General features: G+C 70.6%; 16 protein-coding genes. 9 read left to right on the forward strand and 7 right to left on the reverse strand.

Translation table 11 applies throughout. The features are described from left to right. The first annotated feature begins 96 nt into the window (after window positions 1-96). Both H0524_RS22885 and H0524_RS22890 read left to right on the forward strand, forming a co-directional pair. Window positions 97-1830: an ABC transporter ATP-binding protein gene (locus H0524_RS22885; RefSeq protein WP_180200506.1), complete on the forward strand. Its 1734-nt coding sequence runs from the start codon at window positions 97-99 to the stop codon at window positions 1828-1830. Next, on the forward strand, window positions 1827-3845 hold the full coding sequence (locus H0524_RS22890) for an ABC transporter ATP-binding protein (protein WP_180200507.1): 2019 nt from the start codon (window positions 1827-1829) through the stop codon (window positions 3843-3845). Before H0524_RS22885 ends, H0524_RS22890 begins: the two co-directional genes overlap by 4 nt. Window positions 3846-3867: 22 nt before the next feature. Here H0524_RS22890 and thrS read toward each other — a convergent pair whose 3' ends face one another. After that, the gene (gene thrS / locus H0524_RS22895) at window positions 3868-5085 is read right to left on the reverse strand and encodes a threonine--tRNA ligase (RefSeq protein WP_180200508.1); all 1218 of its coding nucleotides are present in this window, start codon (window positions 5083-5085) and stop codon (window positions 3868-3870) included. 323 nt (window positions 5086-5408) lie between these two features. Between thrS and H0524_RS22900 the strand changes: the two genes are divergently transcribed. Together H0524_RS22900 and H0524_RS22905 are read left to right on the forward strand one after the other, a co-directional pair. Then, a complete protein-coding gene (locus H0524_RS22900; RefSeq protein ID WP_255436192.1) occupies window positions 5409-6653 on the forward strand; it encodes a hypothetical protein in 1245 nt (414 codons plus the stop codon). A gap of 164 nt (window positions 6654-6817) precedes the next feature. Next, window positions 6818-7828, forward strand: coding sequence for an ankyrin repeat domain-containing protein (locus tag H0524_RS22905; RefSeq protein ID WP_180200509.1), 1011 nt, complete (start codon window positions 6818-6820; stop codon window positions 7826-7828). 262 nt (window positions 7829-8090) lie between these two features. Here H0524_RS22905 and H0524_RS22910 read toward each other — a convergent pair whose 3' ends face one another. Beyond that, a complete protein-coding gene (locus tag H0524_RS22910; protein ID WP_180200606.1) occupies window positions 8091-9494 on the reverse strand; it encodes an NAD(P)H-quinone dehydrogenase in 1404 nt (467 codons plus the stop codon). 106 nt (window positions 9495-9600) lie between these two features. On the opposite strand from H0524_RS22910, the gene H0524_RS22915 reads away from it, so the two are divergent. Further along, window positions 9601-10056, forward strand: coding sequence for a gamma-glutamylcyclotransferase (locus H0524_RS22915; RefSeq protein ID WP_180200510.1), 456 nt, complete (start codon window positions 9601-9603; stop codon window positions 10054-10056). Between the two features lie 91 nt (window positions 10057-10147). On the opposite strand, the gene H0524_RS22920 is transcribed toward H0524_RS22915, so the two are convergent. Next, the gene (locus H0524_RS22920; RefSeq protein ID WP_180200511.1) at window positions 10148-11074 is read right to left on the reverse strand and encodes a hypothetical protein; all 927 of its coding nucleotides are present in this window, start codon (window positions 11072-11074) and stop codon (window positions 10148-10150) included. 5 nt (window positions 11075-11079) lie between these two features. After that, on the reverse strand, window positions 11080-11709 hold the full coding sequence (locus tag H0524_RS22925; protein WP_180200512.1) for an MBL fold metallo-hydrolase: 630 nt from the start codon (window positions 11707-11709) through the stop codon (window positions 11080-11082). A gap of 148 nt (window positions 11710-11857) precedes the next feature. Here H0524_RS22925 and H0524_RS22930 point away from each other — a divergent pair, with 148 nt between their 5' ends. Beyond that, a complete protein-coding gene (locus H0524_RS22930) occupies window positions 11858-12889 on the forward strand; it encodes a DUF4349 domain-containing protein (RefSeq protein ID WP_180200513.1) in 1032 nt (343 codons plus the stop codon). Here the strand turns inward: H0524_RS22930 and H0524_RS22935 are convergent. Both H0524_RS22935 and H0524_RS22940 read right to left on the reverse strand, forming a co-directional pair. After that, entirely contained in the window at window positions 12846-14105 is a 1260-nt protein-coding gene (locus H0524_RS22935; protein ID WP_018727424.1) for an amidohydrolase, read from the reverse strand. The two genes, H0524_RS22930 and H0524_RS22935, sit on opposite strands and share 44 nt — an antisense overlap. A 582-nt stretch (window positions 14106-14687) precedes the next feature. Next, window positions 14688-16271, reverse strand: a complete 1584-nt coding sequence (locus H0524_RS22940) for a methylmalonyl-CoA mutase (RefSeq protein WP_180200514.1) — start codon at window positions 16269-16271, stop codon at window positions 14688-14690. Between the two features lie 202 nt (window positions 16272-16473). On the opposite strand from H0524_RS22940, the gene H0524_RS22945 reads away from it, so the two are divergent. Beyond that, window positions 16474-18483: a serine/threonine-protein kinase gene (locus H0524_RS22945; RefSeq protein WP_180200515.1), complete on the forward strand. Its 2010-nt coding sequence runs from the start codon at window positions 16474-16476 to the stop codon at window positions 18481-18483. 47 nt (window positions 18484-18530) lie between these two features. Then, complete coding sequence (locus H0524_RS22950) at window positions 18531-20222, forward strand: phospho-sugar mutase (protein ID WP_180200516.1); 1692 nt, start codon at window positions 18531-18533, stop codon at window positions 20220-20222. A gap of 59 nt (window positions 20223-20281) precedes the next feature. On the opposite strand, the gene upp is transcribed toward H0524_RS22950, so the two are convergent. After that, on the reverse strand, window positions 20282-20914 hold the full coding sequence (gene upp, locus H0524_RS22955; protein WP_180200517.1) for a uracil phosphoribosyltransferase: 633 nt from the start codon (window positions 20912-20914) through the stop codon (window positions 20282-20284). 122 nt (window positions 20915-21036) lie between these two features. Here upp and deoC point away from each other — a divergent pair, with 122 nt between their 5' ends. Further along, entirely contained in the window at window positions 21037-22047 is a 1011-nt protein-coding gene (gene deoC / locus H0524_RS22960; protein ID WP_180200518.1) for a deoxyribose-phosphate aldolase, read from the forward strand. The last annotated feature ends 5 nt before the right edge of the window (window positions 22048-22052 follow it).

The following is a 22052-nucleotide window of genomic DNA, read 5'->3' on the forward strand; positions in this document are numbered from 1 at the left end:
AGCTAGCCTGCCCGGGTGTACGTGCTCCACCGCCAGCACGCGCCGCTCGGGCGCTGATCGCCCGGCTAGCCAGGGCGAACCTCCCGGAGAACCCACTTGCTGATCCAACTGCTCCGCACCTACCTACGCCCCTACCACCGCCCCCTGGCGGCCGTGGTCGCCCTCCAGTTCGTCGGCACCATCGCCTCGCTCTACCTGCCGAGCCTCAACGCCGACATCATCGACCTCGGGGTGGCCCGCGGCGACACCGGCTTCATCCTCCGCGCCGGGGGCTGGATGCTCGTCGTCAGCCTGGTACAGATCGTCTGCTCGATCGCCGCCGTCTACCTCGGCGCCCGCACCGCGATGGCGTACGGCCGGGATGTCCGAGCGGCGCTCTTCGCCCACGTCAACACCTTCTCCGCGCGCGAGGTCGCCCACTTCGGCGCACCATCGCTGATCACTCGCAACACCAACGACGTGCAGCAGGTGCAGATGCTGGTGCTGATGAGCTGCACGATGCTGGTCGCCGCGCCGATCATGAGCGTCGGCGGGGTGGTGATGGCGCTCCGCGAGGACCTCGGGCTCTCCTGGCTGCTGCTGGTCTGCGTCCCCGTCCTGGCGCTCGGCCTGGGCCAGGTGATCCGCAAGATGGTGCCCGGATTCCGACTCATGCAGACCCGCATCGACACCGTCAACCGGGTCCTCCGCGAGCAGATCACCGGCATCCGGGTGGTCCGGGCATTCGTCCGGGAACCGGACGAGACCCGGCGCTTCGCCACCGCCAACACCGACCTGACCGCGACCGCCCTGCAGACCGGCCGACTGGCGGCACTGATCTTCCCGATCGTGATGCTGGTCCTCAACGTCTCCAGCGTCGCGGTGCTCTGGTTCGGCGCCGGACGGGTCGACGCCGGCGCCATCGAGGTCGGCTCCCTCACCGCCTTCCTCCAGTACCTGATGCAGATCCTGATGGCGGTCATGATGGCCACCTTCATGCTGATGATGGTGCCGAGAGCGGCGGTCTGCGCCGAGCGGGTCAGCGAGGTGCTGGCGACCGAAACCTCGGTCACGCCCCCACCGGAGCCGGTCACCGCACCGCCGGGCCGGGCCGAGGTGGAGCTGCGCAGGGTGCGGTTCCAGTACCCCGGCGCGGCCGAGCCGGTGCTGCGGGACGTGTCGTTCGGGGTGACCCCGGGCACGACCACCGCGATCATCGGCAGCACCGGCGCCGGCAAGAGCACCCTGCTCGCCCTGATCCCACGGTTGATCGACGCCACCTCCGGCGCGGTGCTGGTGGACGGGGTCAACGTCCGGGATCTCGCGCCGGAGGCGCTGTGGCAGCGGATCGGCCTGGTACCCCAACGCCCGTACCTGTTCACCGGCACGATCGCCACCAACCTGCGGCACGGCAACCCGGACGCGACCGAGGCCGAGCTGTGGGCGGCGCTGGAGGTGGCGCAGGCCCGCGACTTCGTCGCCGCGCTGCCGGACGGGCTGGACGCGCCGGTAGCCCAGGGGGGCACCAACCTCTCCGGTGGGCAGCGGCAGCGGCTGGCCATCGCCCGGGCGCTGGTGCGCCGACCAGAGATCTACCTCTTCGACGACTCCTTCTCCGCCCTTGACCTCGGCACCGACGCGCGGCTACGGGCGGCGCTGCGCCCGGTCACCGCCGACGCGGCGGTGGTGGTCGTGGCGCAGCGGGTCGCCACCGTGGCAGACGCCGACCGGATCGTGGTGCTGGAGGACGGGGGCGTCGTGGGGATCGGCCGGCACGCCGAATTACTGACGACCTGCCCCACGTACGCGGAGATCGTCGCATCCCAGCAGAGCACGGGGGTGACGGCGTGAGTGCTCCGGTCGTACCGAAGAAGAACCCACCCGGCGAGGAGCCCACGCCCCAGCGGCTACCAGCCGGCGGCCAACGCGGCGGCGGACCCTCCTGGCCGGGGCCCGGCATGCCCGCCGAACGGTCGATGTCCTTCGGGCCGTCGGCCCGGCGCCTCCTCGGACGGCTCCGCCCGTACCGCCTCCCCCTGATCGGGGTGATCGCCCTGACGGTGCTCGGTGTCGGCCTGAACGTGGTCGGCCCGAGAGTGCTCGGCCACGCCACCAACCTGATCTTCGCCGGGGTGCTGGGGAGACAACTCGAACCCGGCACGACGACGGAGGCCGCCGCCGCGGCGGCGCGCGCGGCGGGCAACGACAGCTTCGCCGACATCATCACCCGGATGGGCGTGGTTCCGGGCGCCGGGATCGACTCGTCCGCGTTGGCCCGGGTGCTGCTGCTGGCGCTCGCCCTCTACGTCGCGGCGTCCCTGCTCATCTGGGGGCAGGGTTGGCTGCTCACCGGAATCGTGCAGCGGACGGTGCACCGGCTGCGCGAGGACGTGGCGGCCAAGCTGAACCGACTGCCCCTGCCCTACTTCGACCGACAGCCCCGGGGTGAGCTGCTCAGCCGGGTCACCAACGACATCGACAACATCTCGGTCAGCCTGCAGCAGACCCTGAGCCAACTGCTCACCGCTCTACTCACCGTGGTCGGTGTGCTCGCCATGATGTTCTGGATCTCGCCGCTGTTGGCCCTGATCGCACTGGTGGCGGTGCCCCTGTCGGTCCTCGTCACCCAGCAGATCGCGAAGCGGTCCCAGCCGCGGTTCGTCGCCCAGTGGACGCACACCGCCGAGCTCAACGGCCAGATCGAGGAGGCCTTCACCGGCCACGAGTTGGTCAAGGTCTTCGGCCGGCAGCGGGCTGTGCAGACCTCCTTCGCGGCCAAGAACGAGGAGTTGTTCCAGGCCAGCTTCGGGGCGCAGTTCATCTCCGGAATCATCATGCCGGCGATGATGTTCATCGGGAACCTGAGCTACGTGGCGATCGCCGTGGTCGGCGGGCTCCGGGTGGCATCGGGCACGATGACCCTCGGCGACGTGCAGGCCTTCATCCAGTACTCCCGCCAGTTCACCCAGCCGCTCACCCAGCTCGCCGCGATGACGAACCTGCTCCAGTCCGGGGTCGCCTCCGCCGAGCGGGTCTTCGCGGTACTCGACGCCGAGGAGCAGGCTCCGGAACCAACCTCCCCGGCCCACCTGACCGCACCCCGCGGACGGGTCGCGTTCGAGCACGTCTCCTTCCGGTACAACCCCGACGAGCCGTTGATCGAGGACCTGTCGCTGGTCGCCGAACCCGGCCAAACGGTGGCGATCGTCGGGCCGACCGGGGCCGGCAAGACCACCCTGGTCAACCTGGTGCTGCGCTTCTACGAGCTGAACGCCGGTCGGATCACCCTCGACGGGGTGGACATCACCGGGCTGCGCCGGGACGACCTGCGCGGCCGGATCGGCATGGTGCTCCAGGACACCTGGCTGTTCACCGGCACGATCCGGGAGAACATCGCCTACGGCCGACCCGACGCCACCGAGGAGGAGATCCTGACGGCGGCCCGGGCGACCTTCGTGGACCGCTTCGTGCGCAGCCTGCCCGACGGCTACGACACCGTGATCGACGAGGAGGGGAGCAACATCAGCGCTGGCGAGCGGCAGCTCATCACCATCGCCCGCGCCTTCCTCGCCGAACCGTCGCTGCTGATCCTCGACGAGGCCACCAGCTCCGTGGACACCCGGACCGAGGTGCTGCTCCAACGGGCGATGGCGGCCCTGCGCTCCGACCGCACCAGCTTCGTGATCGCACACCGGCTCTCCACCATCCGCGACGCCGACCTGATCCTGATGATGGTGGACGGGCGCATCGTCGAACAGGGCACCCACGACGAGCTGATCGCGGCCGACGGCCCGTACGCCGGCCTGCACCGGTCCCAGTTCACCCAGGGCCAACCGACCGAGTCCGAGCCGATCTCGGCTCCGTAGCCGGCGGTCCTCGGCGTGCCGCTCAGCCCGGTGGGAGGAGCTCCGGCGAGCGGGTCGCGACGACCCGGGCAACCAGGGCGAGGGCCTCGGCGACGGGCAGCGGGGCCAGGTGCTGACCGTCCCGCAGCCGCAGCGACACCCGTCCGGCCGCGGCCTCCCGCGGGCCGACGACCGCGGCGTACGGGATCCGGGCCTGCGCCGCGTCGCGGATCCGCCCGCCCAGCGAGCCGCTCCGGTCCACCTCGGCCCGCAGTCCGGCCGCCCGCGCCGCGGTGACGAACTCGTCGGCCGCGCCGTCCTGCGCGCTCGCGACCGGCAGGACCACCAGCTGAACCGGCGCGTACCAGACGGGGAACGCCCCCTCGTGCACCTCGATCAGGTAGCTGAACAGCCGCTCCATGCTCCCGACGAGACTGCGGTGCACCAGCACCGGCCGGCGCCGGGCACCACCGGAGTCGACGTACGACAGATCGAACCGCTCCGGCTTGTCGAAGTCGAGTTGGACGGTGGAGAGCGTCCACTCCCGACCGGCGGCGTCCGCCACCTGGATATCGATCTTCGGTCCGTAGAAGGCCGCCGCACCGACATCCTCGGTGTACGCCACCCCGTCGAGCGCGGCGCGGAGCAACTCCTCGGCCCACGCCCAGTCGTCCTCCGCGCCGACGTAGCGCTGGCCCGGGCCCCGCAGCGACAGCCGGAACCCCGCCGGCCGTACGCCGAGGGCGGCGTGCGCCGCGCGGATCAGCCGAAGGATCTCCGCCACCTCCGCCCCGACCTGCTCCAGGGTGCAGAAGTTGTGGGCGTCGTTGAGCGAGATCGCCCGTACCCGGGCCAGCCCGCCCAGCACACCGGAGCGCTCGGCCCGGTACATGCCGCCCAGCTCGGCGATCCGCAGCGGCAGGTCCCGCCAGGATCGTCCCCGGCACCGGTAGACCAACGCGTGGTGCGGGCAGAGCGCCGGGCGGAGCAGGAGCTCGTCGTCGGCCGACAGCCGCATCGGTGGAAACATCTCCTCGGCGAAGTGGCCGAGATGCCCGGAGCGTTCGAAGAGTTCCCGCCGACCGAGGGGCGGGGTGAGGACGTGCTGGTAGCCGGCCTGGCGTTCCAGGTCCCGGAGGTACTCCTCGACGGCGTGCCGGGCCGCCGCCCCGGCCGGCAGCCAGAGCGGCAGCCCCGCGCCGGCGAGCGGGTCGGAGGTGAACAGGCCCAGCTCGCGGCCGAGCCTACGGTGGTCGATCATGTCGCGCTCCTGGTTCGGGTACGGCGCTCGGAGCGATCGGTACCCGGAACGCAACCGAGGCCCCGGGGCGGTTCGCCCCGGGGCCTCGTTGACGGAGAAAGTCAGTGCGGCAGGCCGGGGTTCCCCGGCGTCGTGTTCCCTACCGCAGCCTGCATGGGGCGAGGCTACGGCGAGCAAGGCCGAGCCCGCACGCGAATTTGGCCCACCTCCGGTCGCGATGGCCCACTGCCGACCTCACCGTCGAGCCCGCGAACGAGCGGAAGGCACCCAACAGCCCTGGCCAACCGAGGTGAGGTAGTCGTAGGCGGTACTGGTCGGCCTACATGGCCACCCACAGCAGCAGACCGGGCACTGGTCGACGCGTGGCCAGTGCTCGACGATTTGCCTTAGACGTTCCGGACTGGCATCATCCCGGCCATGATCGAGAGAATCGAGTCCTCTGTCCGCCGGTGAGCGTGACGACCGAGCCTGGATCGCTCGGACCCCAGACCGCACTGTTCGAACACGCCCTGCGCCTGCATCAGCAAGATTCGGACTCACCCCTGCCACGTGATGGTGAGCCGTATCCGGACGGCGATCTCCACCGCTTCCGGCGGCAGCGAACGCAGACCCGGAAAGATCAGCGCCGCCACGGCGTCGACGTTGCCGCCATCCTCGACAAGCACTTCGGCAAGGCTGACGCGGCACCGAGCGAACTGGTCGACGCGTTCTGCAAGGCTAACGTCCCGATTCATCCCAACGTGCACATCGCTGCAGCGGCGCGGCGCGCGCACCGGCAGCGGATACGGCAGACCGGCCGGTGGCTCGTACGGCACAGCCCCGATCGATGCTCAGCCACTGTTGGCCTGGCACTGCTCGCCACGGACTCGGCGGAGGAAGACATCCCGCTGATCCAGACCATCGGCCTGCTGTCGCGTTGGTTCGGGCCGTTGGCCGCCGAGGCGCTGCGACGTCGCCGCGGAGGTGAACACGCGTTGTTGTGGCTGGCCCAGCGTGTTGCCGGCTGGGGACGCGTCTACGTCATCGAGACGCTCTGCCAGCAGGGGGCATACGCCTCGCGTCGATGGCTGCTGCGTCGCGCCTGCGACGGCGACTTTCTCAACGGCTACTTCGCCGGCCGCGTTGCCACTACAGCTCACCTACACGAAGCAATCACCGGGACTGAGACCGACGATGACCTGGTCGACCACACCGGTCGACTATTGAAGATAATGACGGAATCCAGTGGCATGGGCATGACCCTCGAGCACTATCCGCCGGCGCCTCATGTCCTCGCCGCGCACGTGGCTCGCCTCGGCCGGCAGACACCGACCCCGACAAGGTACGTGGACGCCGCGAGCATCGCCGACCATCTGGCGGACAAGACTCCGCAGAGATCCGGATGCACCAATGAACAGCGAGACCACCTCGTCCGGCAGTACCTGGCCGTGCTTGATCGGCAGGACTGGTGTGACGCGGTTCGCGCCGGCATTGACGCGGACAACGACTTCTTCGCCTGGTTCGCCAGCAACCCTGCGGCACGGCTGCATCTGCGAGCATTCACTGAGATGACGGGTGATGATCGATGAACGAGACTGCCGATCAGCGCCTGATCGATGCCGTGCAGGCTGGGGACGAGGTAGCCGTCGGACAAGCGCTGGGCCACGGCGCGGACCCGAACGTCCCGGTTGGCCGATTCCGAGGATCGGTGCTGGCCGAGGCAGCGCGCAGCGGCCGGCGGGGGATCGTGGGCATGCTGGTGAACGCCGGCGCGCGCATCGGCCCCGCCGATCCCTACACCGCCTCGCCGTTGGGTACCGCCGTAGGCGAGGCGCACACGGAGGTGGTGCTGTTTCTCATCGCCCACGGGGCGCTCACCGCGGAACCCGCCACCGGGCCGAGCCTGCTGACCCAGGCCGTGTCACACACCGCATTCCGCCCGACACCATCAGCTCTTGCGACGCTACGGGTGCTGGTGGAAGCGGGAGCGACCTCCGCCCCGAACGAGGAAGCACCACTCATCACCGCAGTGACGCAACCCGTCGCACCGGCGGTGTTACGACTCCTCCTCGCCTACGGAGCCGACGCTAACCAACAGCGTTCCGACGCCACACCAGCGATCGTGGTGGCGGCGCGTCGAGGCGATCACGCCGCAACCGACGTGCTCCTTGAGGCCGGTGCCGACGTGAACGCCCGCGACCGGCAAGGACGAACCGCCTTGATGCACGCAGTCGAACGCGACGAACGACGGGTCATCGCTACCCTCCTGCTGGGCGGCGCCGCCATCGACACCGTCAGTGCCGATGGCATGACGGCCCTGCAACTTGCGCGTGGCTGGCAACGTCAGAACATCCAGTTCATGCTGGGCGAGAGCCACGCCGGCCTGGACGACGTGCCAATTGTTCGTACCGCTCTCCGGGTTGCCGCGTCCGACGTCCGGCTCGCCGGAGACGAGCAGATGCTCCACCTGCTGGCGGACGTCATCGATACTGCCCTAGGGGATCTCGGAGACGACGAGTGGCAGACTCGGACAGGCACCGACGCCGAGGCGGCTCGGGCCTTTGCCGTCCGCCTGCGCGACGATGTCGTCCCAGCAGTCCACGCATCCTGGCATCAGCTCAACGCCACTGCAGCCGAGCTTGCGGCCGCGCGCTCGGCGTTGGTGGAACTCGCCTACGGCACCACGCGGATCATGCCAGCCGCCGTCAGCCGACTCGAGATAACCGACATGCTCGAGGAGCTGAAGCGACAGCTTGGTCGCTAACGGCCTAACTGGAGTAGTCGACCGAAGATCAACAGCAACGCTGGTCAGAGCCCGTACCGCAGGGCGACGGGTGTCGCTCGTGCTGCGACCGCTGGACCAGCGTTGCCGTTGGTTCCGGGCTGAAAGCTACGACTCGGCCTGGGATGGAGGGTAGTCCGCAACGGGCGGGAAGACACGCCAAAGCCCCGACCCGTGCGAGTCGGGGCTTTGACGGTGGGATGCGGCTCAGAGGTACTACGGATAGAGCACGATGTGGACCTGGTCACTCCGGCTCGTGCAGCATCAACTGCCGGGCGGCCTCGGTGACGGAGCCGGAGAGCGAGGGATAGATGGTGATGGTCTGCGCCAGCTCGTTGACCGTCAGATGGTTCTCCACCGCCATCGTGATCGGCAGGATCAGCTCGCTGGCCTTCGGGGCGACCACCACGCCACCGATCACCTGGCCGCTGGCGGGCCGGCAGAAGAGTTTGACGAAGCCGTCGGGGACCTCGTCCATCTTCGCCCGGGCGTTGCCGGCGAGCGGCAGCATGACCTGCCGGGCCGGCACCTTCCCCGCGTCCACCTCGTCCTGGGAGACGCCGACCGTGGCCAACTCCGGGTCGGTGAAGACGTTCGCCGCGACCGTACGCAGCCGCAGCGGCCGAACCGCCTCGCCGAGCGCGTGCCACATCGCGATCCGGCCCTGCATCGCGGCCACGCTGGCCAACGGCAGCATCCCGGTGCAGTCCCCGGCGGCGTAGATGCCGGGCACGTTGGTCCGGGACACCCGGTCGACCGCGACGTACCCGCCCCCGGCCAGCCCGACGCCGTACTCGGCCAGCCCAAGGTCGGTGGTGTTGGGAATGGAGCCCACCGCGATCAGCGCGTGTGAACCGTGCACCCGGCGCCCGTCGGAGAGCTCGACCTCGACGCCGTCGGCGGTCCGGCGGACGGCGTTGGCCCGGGAGTTGTTCAGGATGCTCATCCCCCGGCTGCGAAACACCCGTTCGATCGCCATCGCCGCGTCGGCGTCCTCGTGCGGCATCACCCGGTCCCGGCTGGAGACGAGGGTGACCTCGATCCCCATCGCCAGGTAGGCGCTGGCGAACTCGGCGCCGGTGACGCCGGAGCCGACCACGACCAGGTGCCGGGGCAACTCGGGCAGGTCGTACACCTGCCGCCAGGTGAGGATGCGCTCACCGTCCGGGAGCGCGGTGGGGAGTTGGCGCGGGGTCGCGCCGGTGGCGATCAGGACGGTGGTGGCATCGATCCGGTACTCCGGCCCGCCGTCCGCCGGTGTGACGATCACCCGGTGACTGTGACCGAGCGTGTCCTCGCCGAGCCGGGCGCTGCCGGCCACGAACGTCACCCCGGCCTTGACCAACTTGGCGTGAATGTCGGCGGACTGCGCGAGCGCGAGCCGCTTGACCCGTGCGTGCACCGCCGGGGCGTCAACGGTGACCGCCGCCGGCCCGGCCGGGTGGACCCCGAACTCCTCCGTGTCCCGATACCCGGTCACCAGCTGCGAGCTGGCGATGAAGGTCTTCGACGGCACACAGTCGGACAGCACGCAGGCACCGCCGGCGCCGTCTGCCTCGACCACGGTGACATCGGCGTCCAGTTGGGCGGCGACCAACGCCGCCTCGTAACCGGCCGGCCCCCCGCCGATGATCACGATCCGGCTCACAGCGCTCACTCCCTGTCCATACTCACAGTGTTTTTCTTCCCCCGAACGCATCCGACACGCACCGTCGTATTCTCCCCCACCCGCCGGCCGGGCTATCGTCATCGTTGTGCGTCATTACGCCGCCTACGGCTCAAACCTCGACCCTGCCCGGATGCGCGCCTACTGTCCGCATTCGCCGATGGTGGGCACCGGCTGGCTCGAAGGCTGGCGGCTCACCTTCGCCGGCGAAGGCGTGATCGGCTGGGAGGGCGCGGTCAGCACCGTGGTCGAGTCCCCCGGGGATCGCGTCTTCGTGGCGCTCTACGACATCCACGCGTACGACGCGGCGCAGCTCGACGAGATCGAGGGCATAACCTCCGACACCTACCGGAAACTCCACCTGCGGGTGTCGGCCCTGACCGGCGATGTGACGGCGTGGATCTACGTCTTCGACGGTTACGAGGGGGGCCTGCCGACCTCGTGGTACCTCTCCGAAATCGCCAACGCCGCCGAGAAGGCGGGCGCACCGGACGACTACGTCACTGGACTGCGCTCCCGCCCCACCGGCACCGCTTCGGCCTGACGGCCGGCAGTCTTTCGGGGGATGTCGCACGACCCCCAGTCTGCTATCGCCCACGTTGGGACAACGAGCCGGCCCCGCCGTGCGTCGTCAATCACACATTCGGGTGTCGACCGGCACCGCGTGGGTCGGCCTCCTCCTCGGCGAACGCCTCGGCCGCGGCCTCCACCTCGCCGGTCCGGCGCCGCGCGACGGTGACCGCCCGTTCGGCTGCCCGCCGCGCCGACCTCGCCCGGCTCAGCTCCGCTTCGGCAGCGGCCCGTTGCCGCTCCAGCTCGGCGATGTCCGTCTCGATCGCGGCGAGGCCGTCCGCACCGCCCCGCTCGGCCTCCGCCGCACCGGCCAGCTCCGCCTCGGCCCGCTCCTGATCAGTACGGGCCTTCGCCAACTCCGTCGCCAACGCCCGACGTCGCCGTTCCCGCTCGGCGCGGGCGGCCCGCTCCGCCTGCCGGTCACGGGGGGCTGACCGGTCGCCACCCGGTGCCCGGGACGGCGGCGCCGGCTCCTCGGTGACCAGCCGCAGCTGCGGTCGCGGCACCTCGCCGAAGCCGGCGTAGCTGGCGGCCCGGAGCAGCCGGCCGGAGCGCACCTGCTCGGCGACCTCGGCGTCGGAGAGCGCGGCGTTGAGGGTCGACTCCACCGCACCGAGTGGAAGCTTGCCGGGCGGTGGGGCACCGGGCACCGCGGTCGCCAGACTGCGGACCTCCGCGAGCAGCGCGCCGACCACCGCCCGCCGTTGGGTGGAGAGCTCCCGCAGTTGCCCGCCGCGCAGCTCGCGCTGGGCCGACCGGAGTGACTCCGCGAGCTGCCCCAGGTCGGCGACGAGCTCCGGTCGCTCCAACGCGAGCAGGTTCACCAGCCACGCCGCGACCGTGGGGCGACGAAGCCGGGCGATCTCCCGCGCGGCAGGTACGTCGCCCGCTCGCCGCGCCTCGGCCACCGCCTCGTCCCGGGCGGCCACAAACCGGTCGGGCGGCGTGCGATAGAGCTGCCGCAGCAGCTCCCGGGACGGACCAGACATGCGGTTCAGGCATCCACCAGGGTGCCCGGTACCAGCCGCTGGTAGTCCACGTCGGAGAGACGGACGAAGTTGTTGTTCAGCACGTCCAGGCCGCGGTCGTTGAGCAACCCGTCGTGCAGCGCGTACGCCCGGCGGGGCGCGACGGCGCGGAGGAAGTCCAGCGACTCGGCGAACTTCGCCCAGGGCGCGTGGATCGGCAGGAACAGCGTGTCGACCGGCACGTCCTGCGGCACGACGAAGGAATCACCGGGGTGGTAGACCACGTCGTCGATCAGGTAGGCCAGGTTCTCCACCACCGGAAGGTCGGAGTGGATCACGGCATGTCGGCCGCCGTAGGCGCGGACCGGAACGCCGGCGGCGGTGAATTCCGCGCCCGCCTCGACCGGGACGAACGCGGCGGCCAGGCCATCCAGCACGGCCGCCAGCGACGGTGGCCCGTACACGACGAACGGCCCCCGGTCGTGTTGCTCGGTCAGGGCCGCCACGTCCACGTGGTCCGGGTGCTCGTGGGTGATCAGCACAGCGTCCACGCCATCCAGCGCGACGCGCTCGCTGTAGACGCCGGGATCAACGACCAACACCCCGCCTTCGTCCTCCACCCGGATGCAGGAGTGCGTGTACTTGGTCAGCCGCATTCGTGACTCCTCGAGAATCGAAACGTGACCTCCTCAGCGCAGTCTGCCGGAAGGGACACCGCATCACGTCCCGACTGACCGATCGTCCCTGCCGTCCGGGTCACAGACCCCAGGCGGGAGCAGATGAATGTAACGGATCGGAGCGGACATGTATCGATGTGAAACGCGCCGCCGCGGGGCGGCGCTGATAGCGGTACTGATGGGGGTCCTGCTCGTCAGTGGCTGCGGTGCGGGCACGGACGAGCGCGTCGGTCCGGGCACCGGCGACGACACGGCGGCGACCGCGGCGGGCGCCGGCCAGCCGGACGGGCCGGCCGGGGGCGACGACGCTTCGGCGGACCTCCGGGTCGACCAGCGGGCCATCGTCTACACCGGTTCGATGCGCGTACAGGTGCCCGACGTCGAGCAGGCTGCCCGCGAAGCGATCGCCCGGACGACCGCGGCCGGCGGTTTCGTCGGCAGTGACCAGCGACGTAGTGCGGCCGGGAACGCCACCGTCGAACTGACGCTCCGGGTGCCGGCCGCGAAGTTCGCCACGGTGGTGGAGCAGGTCGCCGAACTGGGCAAACGGCAACGACAGGAGATCTCCACCGAGGACGTCACCGAGGAGACGATCGACCTCGACGCCCGGATCACCACGCAACGGGCCCGGGTGGACAACGCCCGGCGGCTGCTCGGCGAGGCACAGTCGATCAGCGATCTGGTGTCGCTGGAGAACGAGTTGGCGCGCCGCGAGGCCGACCTTGCCTCGCTGGAGGCGAAGCAGCGCCGGCTGGCGGACCTGACCGCGCTCTCCTCGATCGTGGTGTCGCTGGTCGGCCCGGACGCCGCCACCGAGGACGAGGCTCCCGTATTCGGCTTCGCGGCTGGTCTCAAGGGCGGGTGGAAGGTCTTCCGGATCTCGTGGACGGTCCTGCTGACCGTGCTCGGAGCGGTACTGCCGTGGCTGCTCCTGCTCGGCGTGCCGGTGGGCACGACAGTGTGGTTGCTCCGCCGCCACGCGAGGCCGGCCCTGGTCGCTCCCCCCGCGGACGGCACCGGGAGGGGGCCGGCCGATCCCGCCGGGAGGGGGCCGGCCGATCCCGCCGGGAGGGGGCCGGCCGATCCCGCCGGCGACGGGGGTGCTCCGCCCGTGGTCAGCCCGCCGCCGCAAGCGCCTGGAGCGCGGTCTGCACCATGAGCCGAACACCGACCGGGATGGCCCGCTCGTCCGGGTCGAACGACGCGCGGTGGAGGTCAACGTTCGGGCCCGGGCGGCCGACGCCGAGTCGGGCCAGGGCGCCGGGGACATACTCCAGATACCAGGAGAAGTCCTCACCCCCCATGCTCTGCGGGGTCTCCGCGATGCCGGCCGGACCGAGCGCGGCGGTGGTAGCGGCGGCGAGGACCTGGATGGCCTGGGCATCGTTGCTGACCGGTGGTCGGCCACGCTGATAGTCCAGGTCCACGGTGGCGCCGGTGGGGGCGATCACGTCCTGGACCACCTGGGCGACGACCTTGGGGGCCATCGCCCAGGTGTCCCGATCCATCACACGCAGCGTCCCGGAGGCGCAGGCCTCCGACGGGATGACGTTGTAGCGGGTGCCGGCCGAGGCGTGGCCGAACACCAGCAGTAGTCCGCTGTTGGCCGGTACCCGCCGGGCGACCAGGGCCGGCACCTCGGTGATCAGCCGGCCGAGGGCGTCAACCAGATCGACGGTGAGGTGCGGGCGGGCGGTGTGCCCGCCGGGACCGGTCAGCCGCACGCTGACGTTGTCGGCGGCAGCGGTGATCGGACCGACCCGGAGGCCGACCTCGCCGACCGGGAGGTTCGGGTCGCAGTGCAGCGCGAATATCTGCACCACCTCGTCGAGACCGCCGGCCTCGATCACCTCGAGCGACCCACAGGGCAGGATCTCCTCGGCCGGCTGGAAGATCAGGCGCACCCGACCCGGCAGCTCACCCGCTTCGGCGAGGCGGGCGAGGAGCATTCCCAGGCCGAGCAGGACCGTGGTGTGCACGTCGTGGCCGCAGGCGTGACAGACCCCGTCAACCGTAGAGCGGAAGGGCACGTCCTTGCTGTCGGTCAACGGCAGCGCGTCGATGTCGGCCCGGAACGCGATCACCGGGCCGTCTGGGCGACCGTCGATGTCGCAGATGACTCCATTGCCCTTGGGGAGTAGCCGGGGTCGCAACCCGGCCTGGGTCAGCTCCCGGGCGATCAGAGCGGCCGTCTCGAACTCCTCGCCGGAGAGCTCCGGATGCGAGTGGATTCGCCGACGGGTGGCGATCAGGCCCGACACCCGGAGCGCGAGGAACTGGTCCAGGTCGAGGGGTAGGGGCTGGGAGCCGGCGGGCGCCTCCGTCCAGGACGACGCCAGCTGGCCATTACTCGGCAGCGTCAACGCACTCGTCACGTCGAATTCTCGATCACTAGAAATGGATGAATCTTCCGGAACCGCCGACAGCCTAGACCTCCGACGGTGACGCTGCGCAACCTCGTTCTGGTAGCGATCGGGCCGCTCTGCGTCACGTACGCCCTGCTCGGGGCGCTCGTTCATCGGCGGGACAGCAGGTAGATCGCGGTTGAACGCTGCCATCTGCCCCACACCTCCTACAACGCGTAACCGATTCACGAGTGCAGAATTTTTACCCACCACTCGAGACCGTCATCCGAATTGTGGCATTAGTCCGTTCTACTAACGGGCACTCCGACAACTAGCAACCACACTCACGACCGGGCCCGCAGACGGTCACACATTCACCTGGTTACCGACCACACACAGTGTGCGTCTACTTCACTCGAACGGGTTACCCACGGTTGCTGCCCGCTACGCGCCCAGACCGCCACCCAACCCGCGAACGGGCAGCGGGCGGAGGCAGCGGGCAGGGGGCGGCAACCACTGGCGGCACCGGCAACGGCAGCACCGCGGGGACGCCTCGACACGGGGAGGCCGGGACGCCAGGACGCCGGGAGGCCGCAATGCCGGGAAGCCGGGTCAGAAACGGTCAGCGGGCCGGTATATCCCCCAGACCTCACGCAGCGTGCCGCAAACCTCGCCAACCGTGGCGCGAGCCCGCAACGCCTCCTTCATCGGATAGAGCACGTTGCCGCTCCCCTCGGCAGCGGCCCGCAGCTGCGCCCGGGCCCGCTCCACCGCACCGGAGTCCCGCTCCGCCCGCAACTTCGCCAGCCGCTCGGCCTGCGCGGCCTCGATCGCCGGGTCAACCCGCAGCGGCTCGTACGGCTCCTCCTCGTCCACCGCGAACCGGTTGAGGCCCACCACGACCCGCTCGCCGGAGTCGATCTGCTGCGCGATCTGGTACGCCGACTGCTCGATCTCCCGCTTCTGGAACCCGACCTCGATCGCCCCAACCGCCGAACCGTGCTCGAAGACCCGCTGCATCAGCCCCTCCGCCGCGGCCTCGATCTCGGCCGTCATCGCCTCCACCACATACGAGCCGGCGAACGGGTCAACGGTGTCGGTCAGGTCCGTCTCGTAGGCGAGCACCTGCTGCGTCCGCAGCGCGAGCCGGGCGGCCTTCTCCGTCGGCAACGCGATCGCCTCGTCGAAGCTGTTGGTGTGCAACGACTGCGTTCCGCCGAGTACGGCGCCGAGCCCCTGCACCGCCACCCGGACCAGGTTCACCTCCGGCTGCTGGGCGGTCAGCTGCACGCCGGCCGTCTGGGTGTGGAAACGGAGCATCATCGACTTCGGATTCTTCGCCCCGAACTCGTCCCGCATCAGCCGCGCCCAGATCCGCCGGGCGGCACGGAACTTCGCCACCTCCTCCAACAGCGTCGTCCGGGCGACGAAGAAGAACGACAGCCGCGGGGCGAAGTCATCCACGGCGAGCCCGGCGGCGATCGCCGCGCGCACGTACTCGGCCCCGTTGGCCAGGGTGAAGGCGATCTCCTGAACGGGAGACGCACCCGCCTCGGCCATGTGGTAGCCGGAGATGGAGATGGTGTTCCACTTCGGCACCTCGGCGCGACAGTAGGCGAAGGTGTCCGCGACCAGGCGCAGCGAGGGCTTCGGCGGGAAGATGTACGTCCCGCGGGCGATGTACTCCTTGAGGATGTCGTTCTGGATCGTGCCGCTAAGTGCCGCCCCCGGCACGCCGTTCTCCTCGGCGACCAACTGATAGAGCAGCAACAGCACCGAGCCCGGCGCGTTGATGGTCATCGACGTGGAGACCTTGTCCAGCGGGATGCCGTCGAAGAGCAGGCGCATGTCCTCGATGGAGTCAATGGCGACACCGACCTTGCCGACCTCACCGTGGGCGATCGACTCGTCCGAGTCGTACCCCATCTGGGTGGGCAGGTCGAAGGCGACGGAGAGTCCCATTGTGCCCGCCCGCAGCAGCTGGTGGTAACGCGCGTTGGACTCCGCGGCGGTGCCGAAGCCCGCATACTGGCGCATCGTCCAGGGGCGCGCCGTGTACATGGTGGGATAGACCCCGCGGGTGTACGGGTACTCCCCCGGGTTGCCCAGCCGGGAGTCCAGGTCCCCCGGGAGGTCGGCCGTCGTGTAGACGCCCTGAATCGGGAAACCGGACTCGCTTGACCGCCGTTCGCTCATTACCGGATGGTAAGACGACCAGCTCCGGCACCGGATGAGGGATTGGGCACACACCCCACCCGGCCACCTCAGCGTGCCTGTCCGGACACGCATCGTCGACTTTGCCAAATGTCCGCCGCGTCGGCTTTCGCAACCGGCATCCGACCCAGCAAGATAGGGGGGTTGTGTCCCAGCCCCCCTCGAAATCCCCGGTGGCTCTTCAGTGACTCAGATCCCGACGTGGAGCGGCGGACCTGTCAGTCCTCCCAGCGACCGCGCAACACCCAACACCATCATTGGCGGGCGCTACTCACTGCGCTCAGCGGTGGGCAATGGCGGCATGGGCACGGTCTGGCGTGCCGCAGACACACTCCTGCGCCGAGACGTGGCCGTCAAGGAGGTCGTCCTACCCCAGGGGCTGGCCCCCTCCGACCGCGACGCCATGTACGAACGCACTCTGCGCGAGGCCCGCGCCGCGGCGGCGATCCAACACCCCGCCGTCGTCCAGGTTTACGACGTGGTCACCGAGGGTGGCCGGCCGTGGATCGTGATGGAGCTGCTCGACTCCCGCAGCCTCGCGGACATGGTGATCGAAGACGGCCCGTTGGCCCAGCGGGTGGTAGCCAAGATCGGCGTCTCGCTGCTCGGCGCGCTGGAGGTGGCGCACGCGATCGGCGTACTGCATCGTGATGTCAAGCCCGCCAACGTGCTGATCTGTTCGGACGGCCGCTGCGTGCTGACCGACTTCGGGGTGGCCCGGATGCCCACCGACGTGCAGCTCACCACGCCCGGCATGGTGCTCGGCTCCCCACACTTCATCTCCCCCGAACGGGCGATGGGCCAGGATTTCGGGCCGCCCAGCGACCTGTTCTCCCTCGGGGTGACCCTCTACACGGCCGCCGAGGGGCGCCCGCCCTTCGACAAGGGCGATCCGATCGAGACGATGCACTCAGTCGTCGAGGACCCGCCCGCCCCGCCCCAGCGCAGTGGCCCGCTGGTGCCCGTACTGATGGGACTGCTGGAGAAGGACCCGGACCGCCGGCTGCCGGTGCACACGGCCCGGGCCATGCTCCGCGAGCTACTCGCCGGCCCGCTGACCAACAACGCGGCTGCGGTGCACTCGGTGACCGACCCGTACTCGGTGGTGCCGGTCCAGCAACAGCCAGCCGCGGTCCCGCAGCCGACCCAACCCGCCCAGCCGGCCCAACCCGCTCAACCGACTCCGGCGCAACCGGCGCAACCGCAACCGAGTGGCACGATCGGCGGGCGCGCGATGCTCGCGGCCGGCGAGTCGCTCACCGACCGACTCGCCGCGCTGCGCCGGGGCGAGCGTCCCGCAGTGGAGTCCCGGGCCACCCCCGCCGCCCTGGAGGAAACCAGCGCCAACGCGCTCGCCGGTCCGTTGCACACACCGACCGGGGCGATGCCGGCGCCGAGCCGCACCTACGGCGGGGATGTCACCCAGCGCGTCGGCGGCTACCCGGGCCCGGCCGCTCCACCCGCCGGGGCCCAGTGGTCAGTTCCGGGCACCGGTCAGGCGTGGACCAACGCATCGCCGCCACCGGCACCGGCACCGGGCGGCGGCCTCGCCGGTCAGGCCCGGGCCAGCGGCAACCAACTCGTTCACCGGGTGAAGAGCTGGCCGGGCAAGGTCCAGCTCGCCGTCGCGGGCGGGCTGGCCGTGGTGCTCCTGATCGGCATCCTCACCTTCACCGGCGGAGACGATCCGGAGCCACCGGTCGCACCACCGGCTGCCCCGCCGACATCGGCCGCTCCCACCGCCGAGCTTCCCGAACTGATGGAGTACTCGGCGCGGGGGGTGCGGGTCCTGGTGCCGCAGGGTTGGGAGGAGAAGGTCGGCGGGCTGTACACCGACTACGTTGACCCGGAGGACCAGGGCCGCCGGGTCCGCGTCATCACCGAGACCTGGAACAACACGTCAGCACGCTGGGCAGAGATCGCCGAGGACGGGCTGCAGGCCAACTCCTCCTGCGCGGAGCCGTACCGTCAGATCGCCCTGGACGTCGGGGTCGAGCTGGCCGGCAAGCCGGCGGCCCAGCTTGAATACACCTGTGGTGCGGGCGCGGAGATGCGGCACGGCATCTGGCGTGGCGTCGCCCACGAGGGCCAGTCGTACTCGTTCTACCTGACCGCCAACGACGCCCGGTTCGAGGAGAGTCGACCGATCTTCGACGAGATGGTCACATCTTTCCAGCTGACCGCGGCCAGCTGAGCCTGGGCGAGCCGACGCGGTGATCCGCCGACGTGCTATCAAGAGGCATGTCGGCGGATCACCACCACCTCAATGACCTTCGTGAGCAGGCCCAACGTTGGCTCGACGACGATCCGGACCCGGCCGGCCGCGCCGAGCTACAGGCGGTGCTCGACCGGTTTCCGGCCAGCGCCCCGGAGCTGGCCGACCGCTTCGCCGGCCCGCTGACCTTCGGCACCGCGGGCCTGCGCGGCCCGTTGCGTGCCGGCCCGAACGGAATGAATCTCGCGGTGGTCACCCAGGCCGCCGCCGGGCTGGTCGCCTGGCTGACCGCCCAGGGTGGCGCCGGTCCCCTGGTGATCGGGTACGACGCCCGAACCGGCTCCCGCGCCTTCGCGGAACGAACCGCGCAGGTCGCCACCGGCGCGGGCCGCCCGGCGCTGCTGCTTCCCCGCCCGCTGCCGACGCCCGTGCTGGCCCATGCGGTGCGCCAGCACGGGGCAGTCGCCGGAGTGATGGTGACCGCCAGTCACAATCCGCCCCAGGACAACGGCTACAAGGTCTACCTGGGCGCCCAGCTCGGTGGTGAACTGGGGGCGGGCGCGCAGATCGTGCCGCCGGCGGACGCCGAGATCGAGTCCGCCATCCGCGCGGTCGGCCCGCTGGCTGCCGTACCGCTGGGCCCACCCGGGCAGCTCCTCGACGACACCCTGGTGGCGTCGTACGTGCAGCAGGCCGTCGCGGTGATCACACCGGACGGGCCACGTGACCTGCAGGTGGCCTACACGCCGCTACACGGAGTTGGCGCCGCGGTGCTCACCGCGGCGTTCACCCACGCCGGTTTCCCCACCCCACAGCTCGTACCGGACCAGGCTGAACCGGATCCGAAGTTCCCCACGGTCGCCTTCCCCAACCCGGAGGAGCCCGGCGCCGTTGACCGGCTCACCGCCCTGGCCGACGCGACCGGCGCGGACCTCGCGATCGCCAACGACCCGGACGCGGACCGCTGCGCGGTGGTGATCCGGGAGCCGGCCGAATCCGCGGCGGACCGGGGCACTCCGGGGTGGCGGATGCTTCGCGGTGACGAGGTGGGGGCGCTCCTCGCCGACCACCTGATGCGGCGCGGCCGCACCGGCCTCTACGCGACCACCATCGTGTCGTCGGCGCTGCTGCGCGCGATGTGCACCGCCCGGGACCTGCCGTATGACGAGACCCTGACCGGGTTCAAGTGGATTGTCCGGGCCGGCGGGGGGTCCACCCCGCTGGTCTTCGGCTACGAGGAGGCGCTGGGCTACTGCGTCGCCCCCGACCATGTCCGGGACAAGGACGGCATCACGGCGGCGCTGACCATCGCCGAGCTCGCCGCCGGGCTCAAGGCGGAGGGGCGTGGCCTCGCCGACCGGCTGGACGAGTTGGCGGCCGAGTTCGGCGTGCACCACACCGACCAGCTCTCGGTCCGGGTGGACGACCTACAGGTGATCACAGATGCGATGGCCCGGATCCGCGCCGCGACCCCGAGCACGCTGCTCGGAGAAGCCCTCATCGAGTCCCAGGACCTGCTCCCGGCAGCCGATGTGGTGATCCTGCGCAGCGCCACCGCCCGAGTGGTGATCCGACCGTCCGGCACCGAACCAAAGCTCAAGGCGTACCTGGAGGTGGTGCAGCCGGTCGGGGCGGGTGACATCGCCACCGCCCGGCGCCGCGCCGCCGCGGCCGTCGCCGAGTTGCGCACCGAGATCGCCGCCAGCCTGGGGGTGTAGCGGGTCCGATCCGGGGCAGCGGGCTGCCCCGGATCGGCCGCGCTGTGGACCAGTCGCGGTCAGAAGCGGGGCATACCGCCGAACTGCCGGTCACCGGCGTCGCCCAGGCCGGGAACGATGAACCGACGGTCGTTGAGGCCCTCATCGATTGCGGCCGTCACCAGACGCAGGGGCAGGCCGGAGCGGTTCAACCGGTCGATTCCGACCGGCGCGGCGAGCACGCAGAGCACAGTGATCTCGGTACACCCCCGATCGGCGAGCAGCCGGCAACAGTGCTCCAACGACCCACCGGTGGCGAGCATCGGGTCGAGCACCAGCACCGGCAGTCCGGTGAGGTCGGGCGGGAGCGACTCCATGTACGCGCGGGGCTCGAAGGTCTCCTCGTCCCGGGCCAGACCGACGAAGCCCATCGAAGACTCCGGCAACAGGCCCAGCGCGGCGTCGGCCATGCCGAGCCCGGCCCGCAGCACCGGCACCAGCAGCGGTGGATTGGCGAGTCGGGTGCCCTGGGTGCCGGTCACCGGGGTTTGCACCGCGTAACGCTCGACGGGGAAGGAGCGGGCCGCCTCGTACACCAGCATGGTGGTGAGTTCGTGCAGCGCGGCGCGGAACGAGGCCGAGTCGGTCCGGGCGTCGCGCATCGCGGTCAGCCGCGCCTGGGCGAGCGGGTGGTCAATGACGTGTACTTCCACGGTCGCTCAACCTACCCGCCCACAGCCCTGGGCACCCTCGGTGTGGCCGGACCGACGGCGCTGGCGGGCACCACCACCATGACCAAGATCACAGTCTGGCGCTCCGGCGTACACTCCGGGTCATGACGGCGACAGCGATGTCGGCCCGGTCGGACCTAACCGAGCTGGGACGATCCGAGACCGCGCTCCGGGCGTTCCTCCACGGCCTGCCCGGCGTGGACCAGGTCGGTGCCGAGCAGCGGGCGGCGCAGCTCGGTACCCGTTCGATCAAGGCCACGGCGAAGGCCCGGGCGATCGACCTGGCAATCCGGATGGTCGACCTCACCACCCTGGAGGGGGCCGACACCCCCGGCAAGGTTCGGGCGCTCGCCGCCAAGGCCCTGCGCCCCGACCCCGCCGACCCGTCCTGCCCGCACGTCGGCGCCGTCTGCGTCTACCCGTCGATGGTCCCGTACGTGGCCGAGGTGCTGCGTGGGCCCGCCGGCGGGGCCGGACCGGTCGGCGCCGAAGCAGCACCAGCCGGAGCCGGCGTGGTACACCTGGCCAGCGTGGCGACCGCCTTCCCCGCCGGCCAGGCGCCGCTGGAGGTCAAGCTCGCCGACACCCGGGCAGCGGTCGCCGCCGGCGCCGACGAGATCGACATGGTGATCAACCGGAGCGCCTTCCTGACCGGCCGCTACCAGGAGGTCTACGACGAGATCGTGGCCACCCGGGAGGCCTGCGGCCCGGCCCACCTCAAGGTGATCCTGGAAACCGGGGAGCTCGCCACCTACGACAACGTCCGCCGCGCCTCCTGGCTCGCCATGCTGGCCGGGGCGGACTTCATCAAGACCTCCACCGGCAAGCTCCCGGCGGCGGCCACCCCGCCGGTGACGCTGGTGATGCTGGAAGCAGTCCGGGACTTCCGCGCCGCGACCGGACGGCAGGTCGGCGTGAAGCCGGCCGGCGGCATCAAGACCACCAAAGACGCCATCAAGTACCTCGTGCTGGTCAACGAGACGGTCGGCACGGACTGGCTGGACCCGGACTGGTTCCGGTTCGGCGCCTCCAGCCTCCTCAACGACCTGCTGATGCAGCGCACCAAGCTGACGACCGGCGACTACGCCGGTCCCGACTACTTCACCCGGGACTGAGCGCG

Source organism: Salinispora sp. H7-4 (assembly GCF_013416675.1).
In the GTDB taxonomy this organism is placed as follows: domain Bacteria; phylum Actinomycetota; class Actinomycetes; order Mycobacteriales; family Micromonosporaceae; genus Micromonospora; species Micromonospora vitiensis.

Coding starts and splice junctions, on each gene's coding strand:
- thrS (WP_180200508.1), bottom strand. CDS start 5,085: ATGATCGACCACCGTAGGCTCGGCCGCGAGCTGGGCCTGTTCACCTCC.
- H0524_RS22900 (WP_255436192.1), top strand. CDS start 5,409: ATGGCCACCCACAGCAGCAGACCGGGCACTGGTCGACGCGTGGCCAGT.
- H0524_RS22905 (WP_180200509.1), top strand. CDS start 6,818: ATGCTGGTGAACGCCGGCGCGCGCATCGGCCCCGCCGATCCCTACACC.
- H0524_RS22920 (WP_180200511.1), bottom strand. CDS start 11,074: ATGTCTGGTCCGTCCCGGGAGCTGCTGCGGCAGCTCTATCGCACGCCG.
- H0524_RS22925 (WP_180200512.1), bottom strand. CDS start 11,709: ATGCGGCTGACCAAGTACACGCACTCCTGCATCCGGGTGGAGGACGAA.
- H0524_RS22930 (WP_180200513.1), top strand. CDS start 11,858: ATGTATCGATGTGAAACGCGCCGCCGCGGGGCGGCGCTGATAGCGGTA.
- H0524_RS22940 (WP_180200514.1), bottom strand. CDS start 16,271: ATGAGCGAACGGCGGTCAAGCGAGTCCGGTTTCCCGATTCAGGGCGTC.
- H0524_RS22950 (WP_180200516.1), top strand. CDS start 18,531: ATGTCGGCGGATCACCACCACCTCAATGACCTTCGTGAGCAGGCCCAA.
- deoC (WP_180200518.1), top strand. CDS start 21,037: ATGACGGCGACAGCGATGTCGGCCCGGTCGGACCTAACCGAGCTGGGA.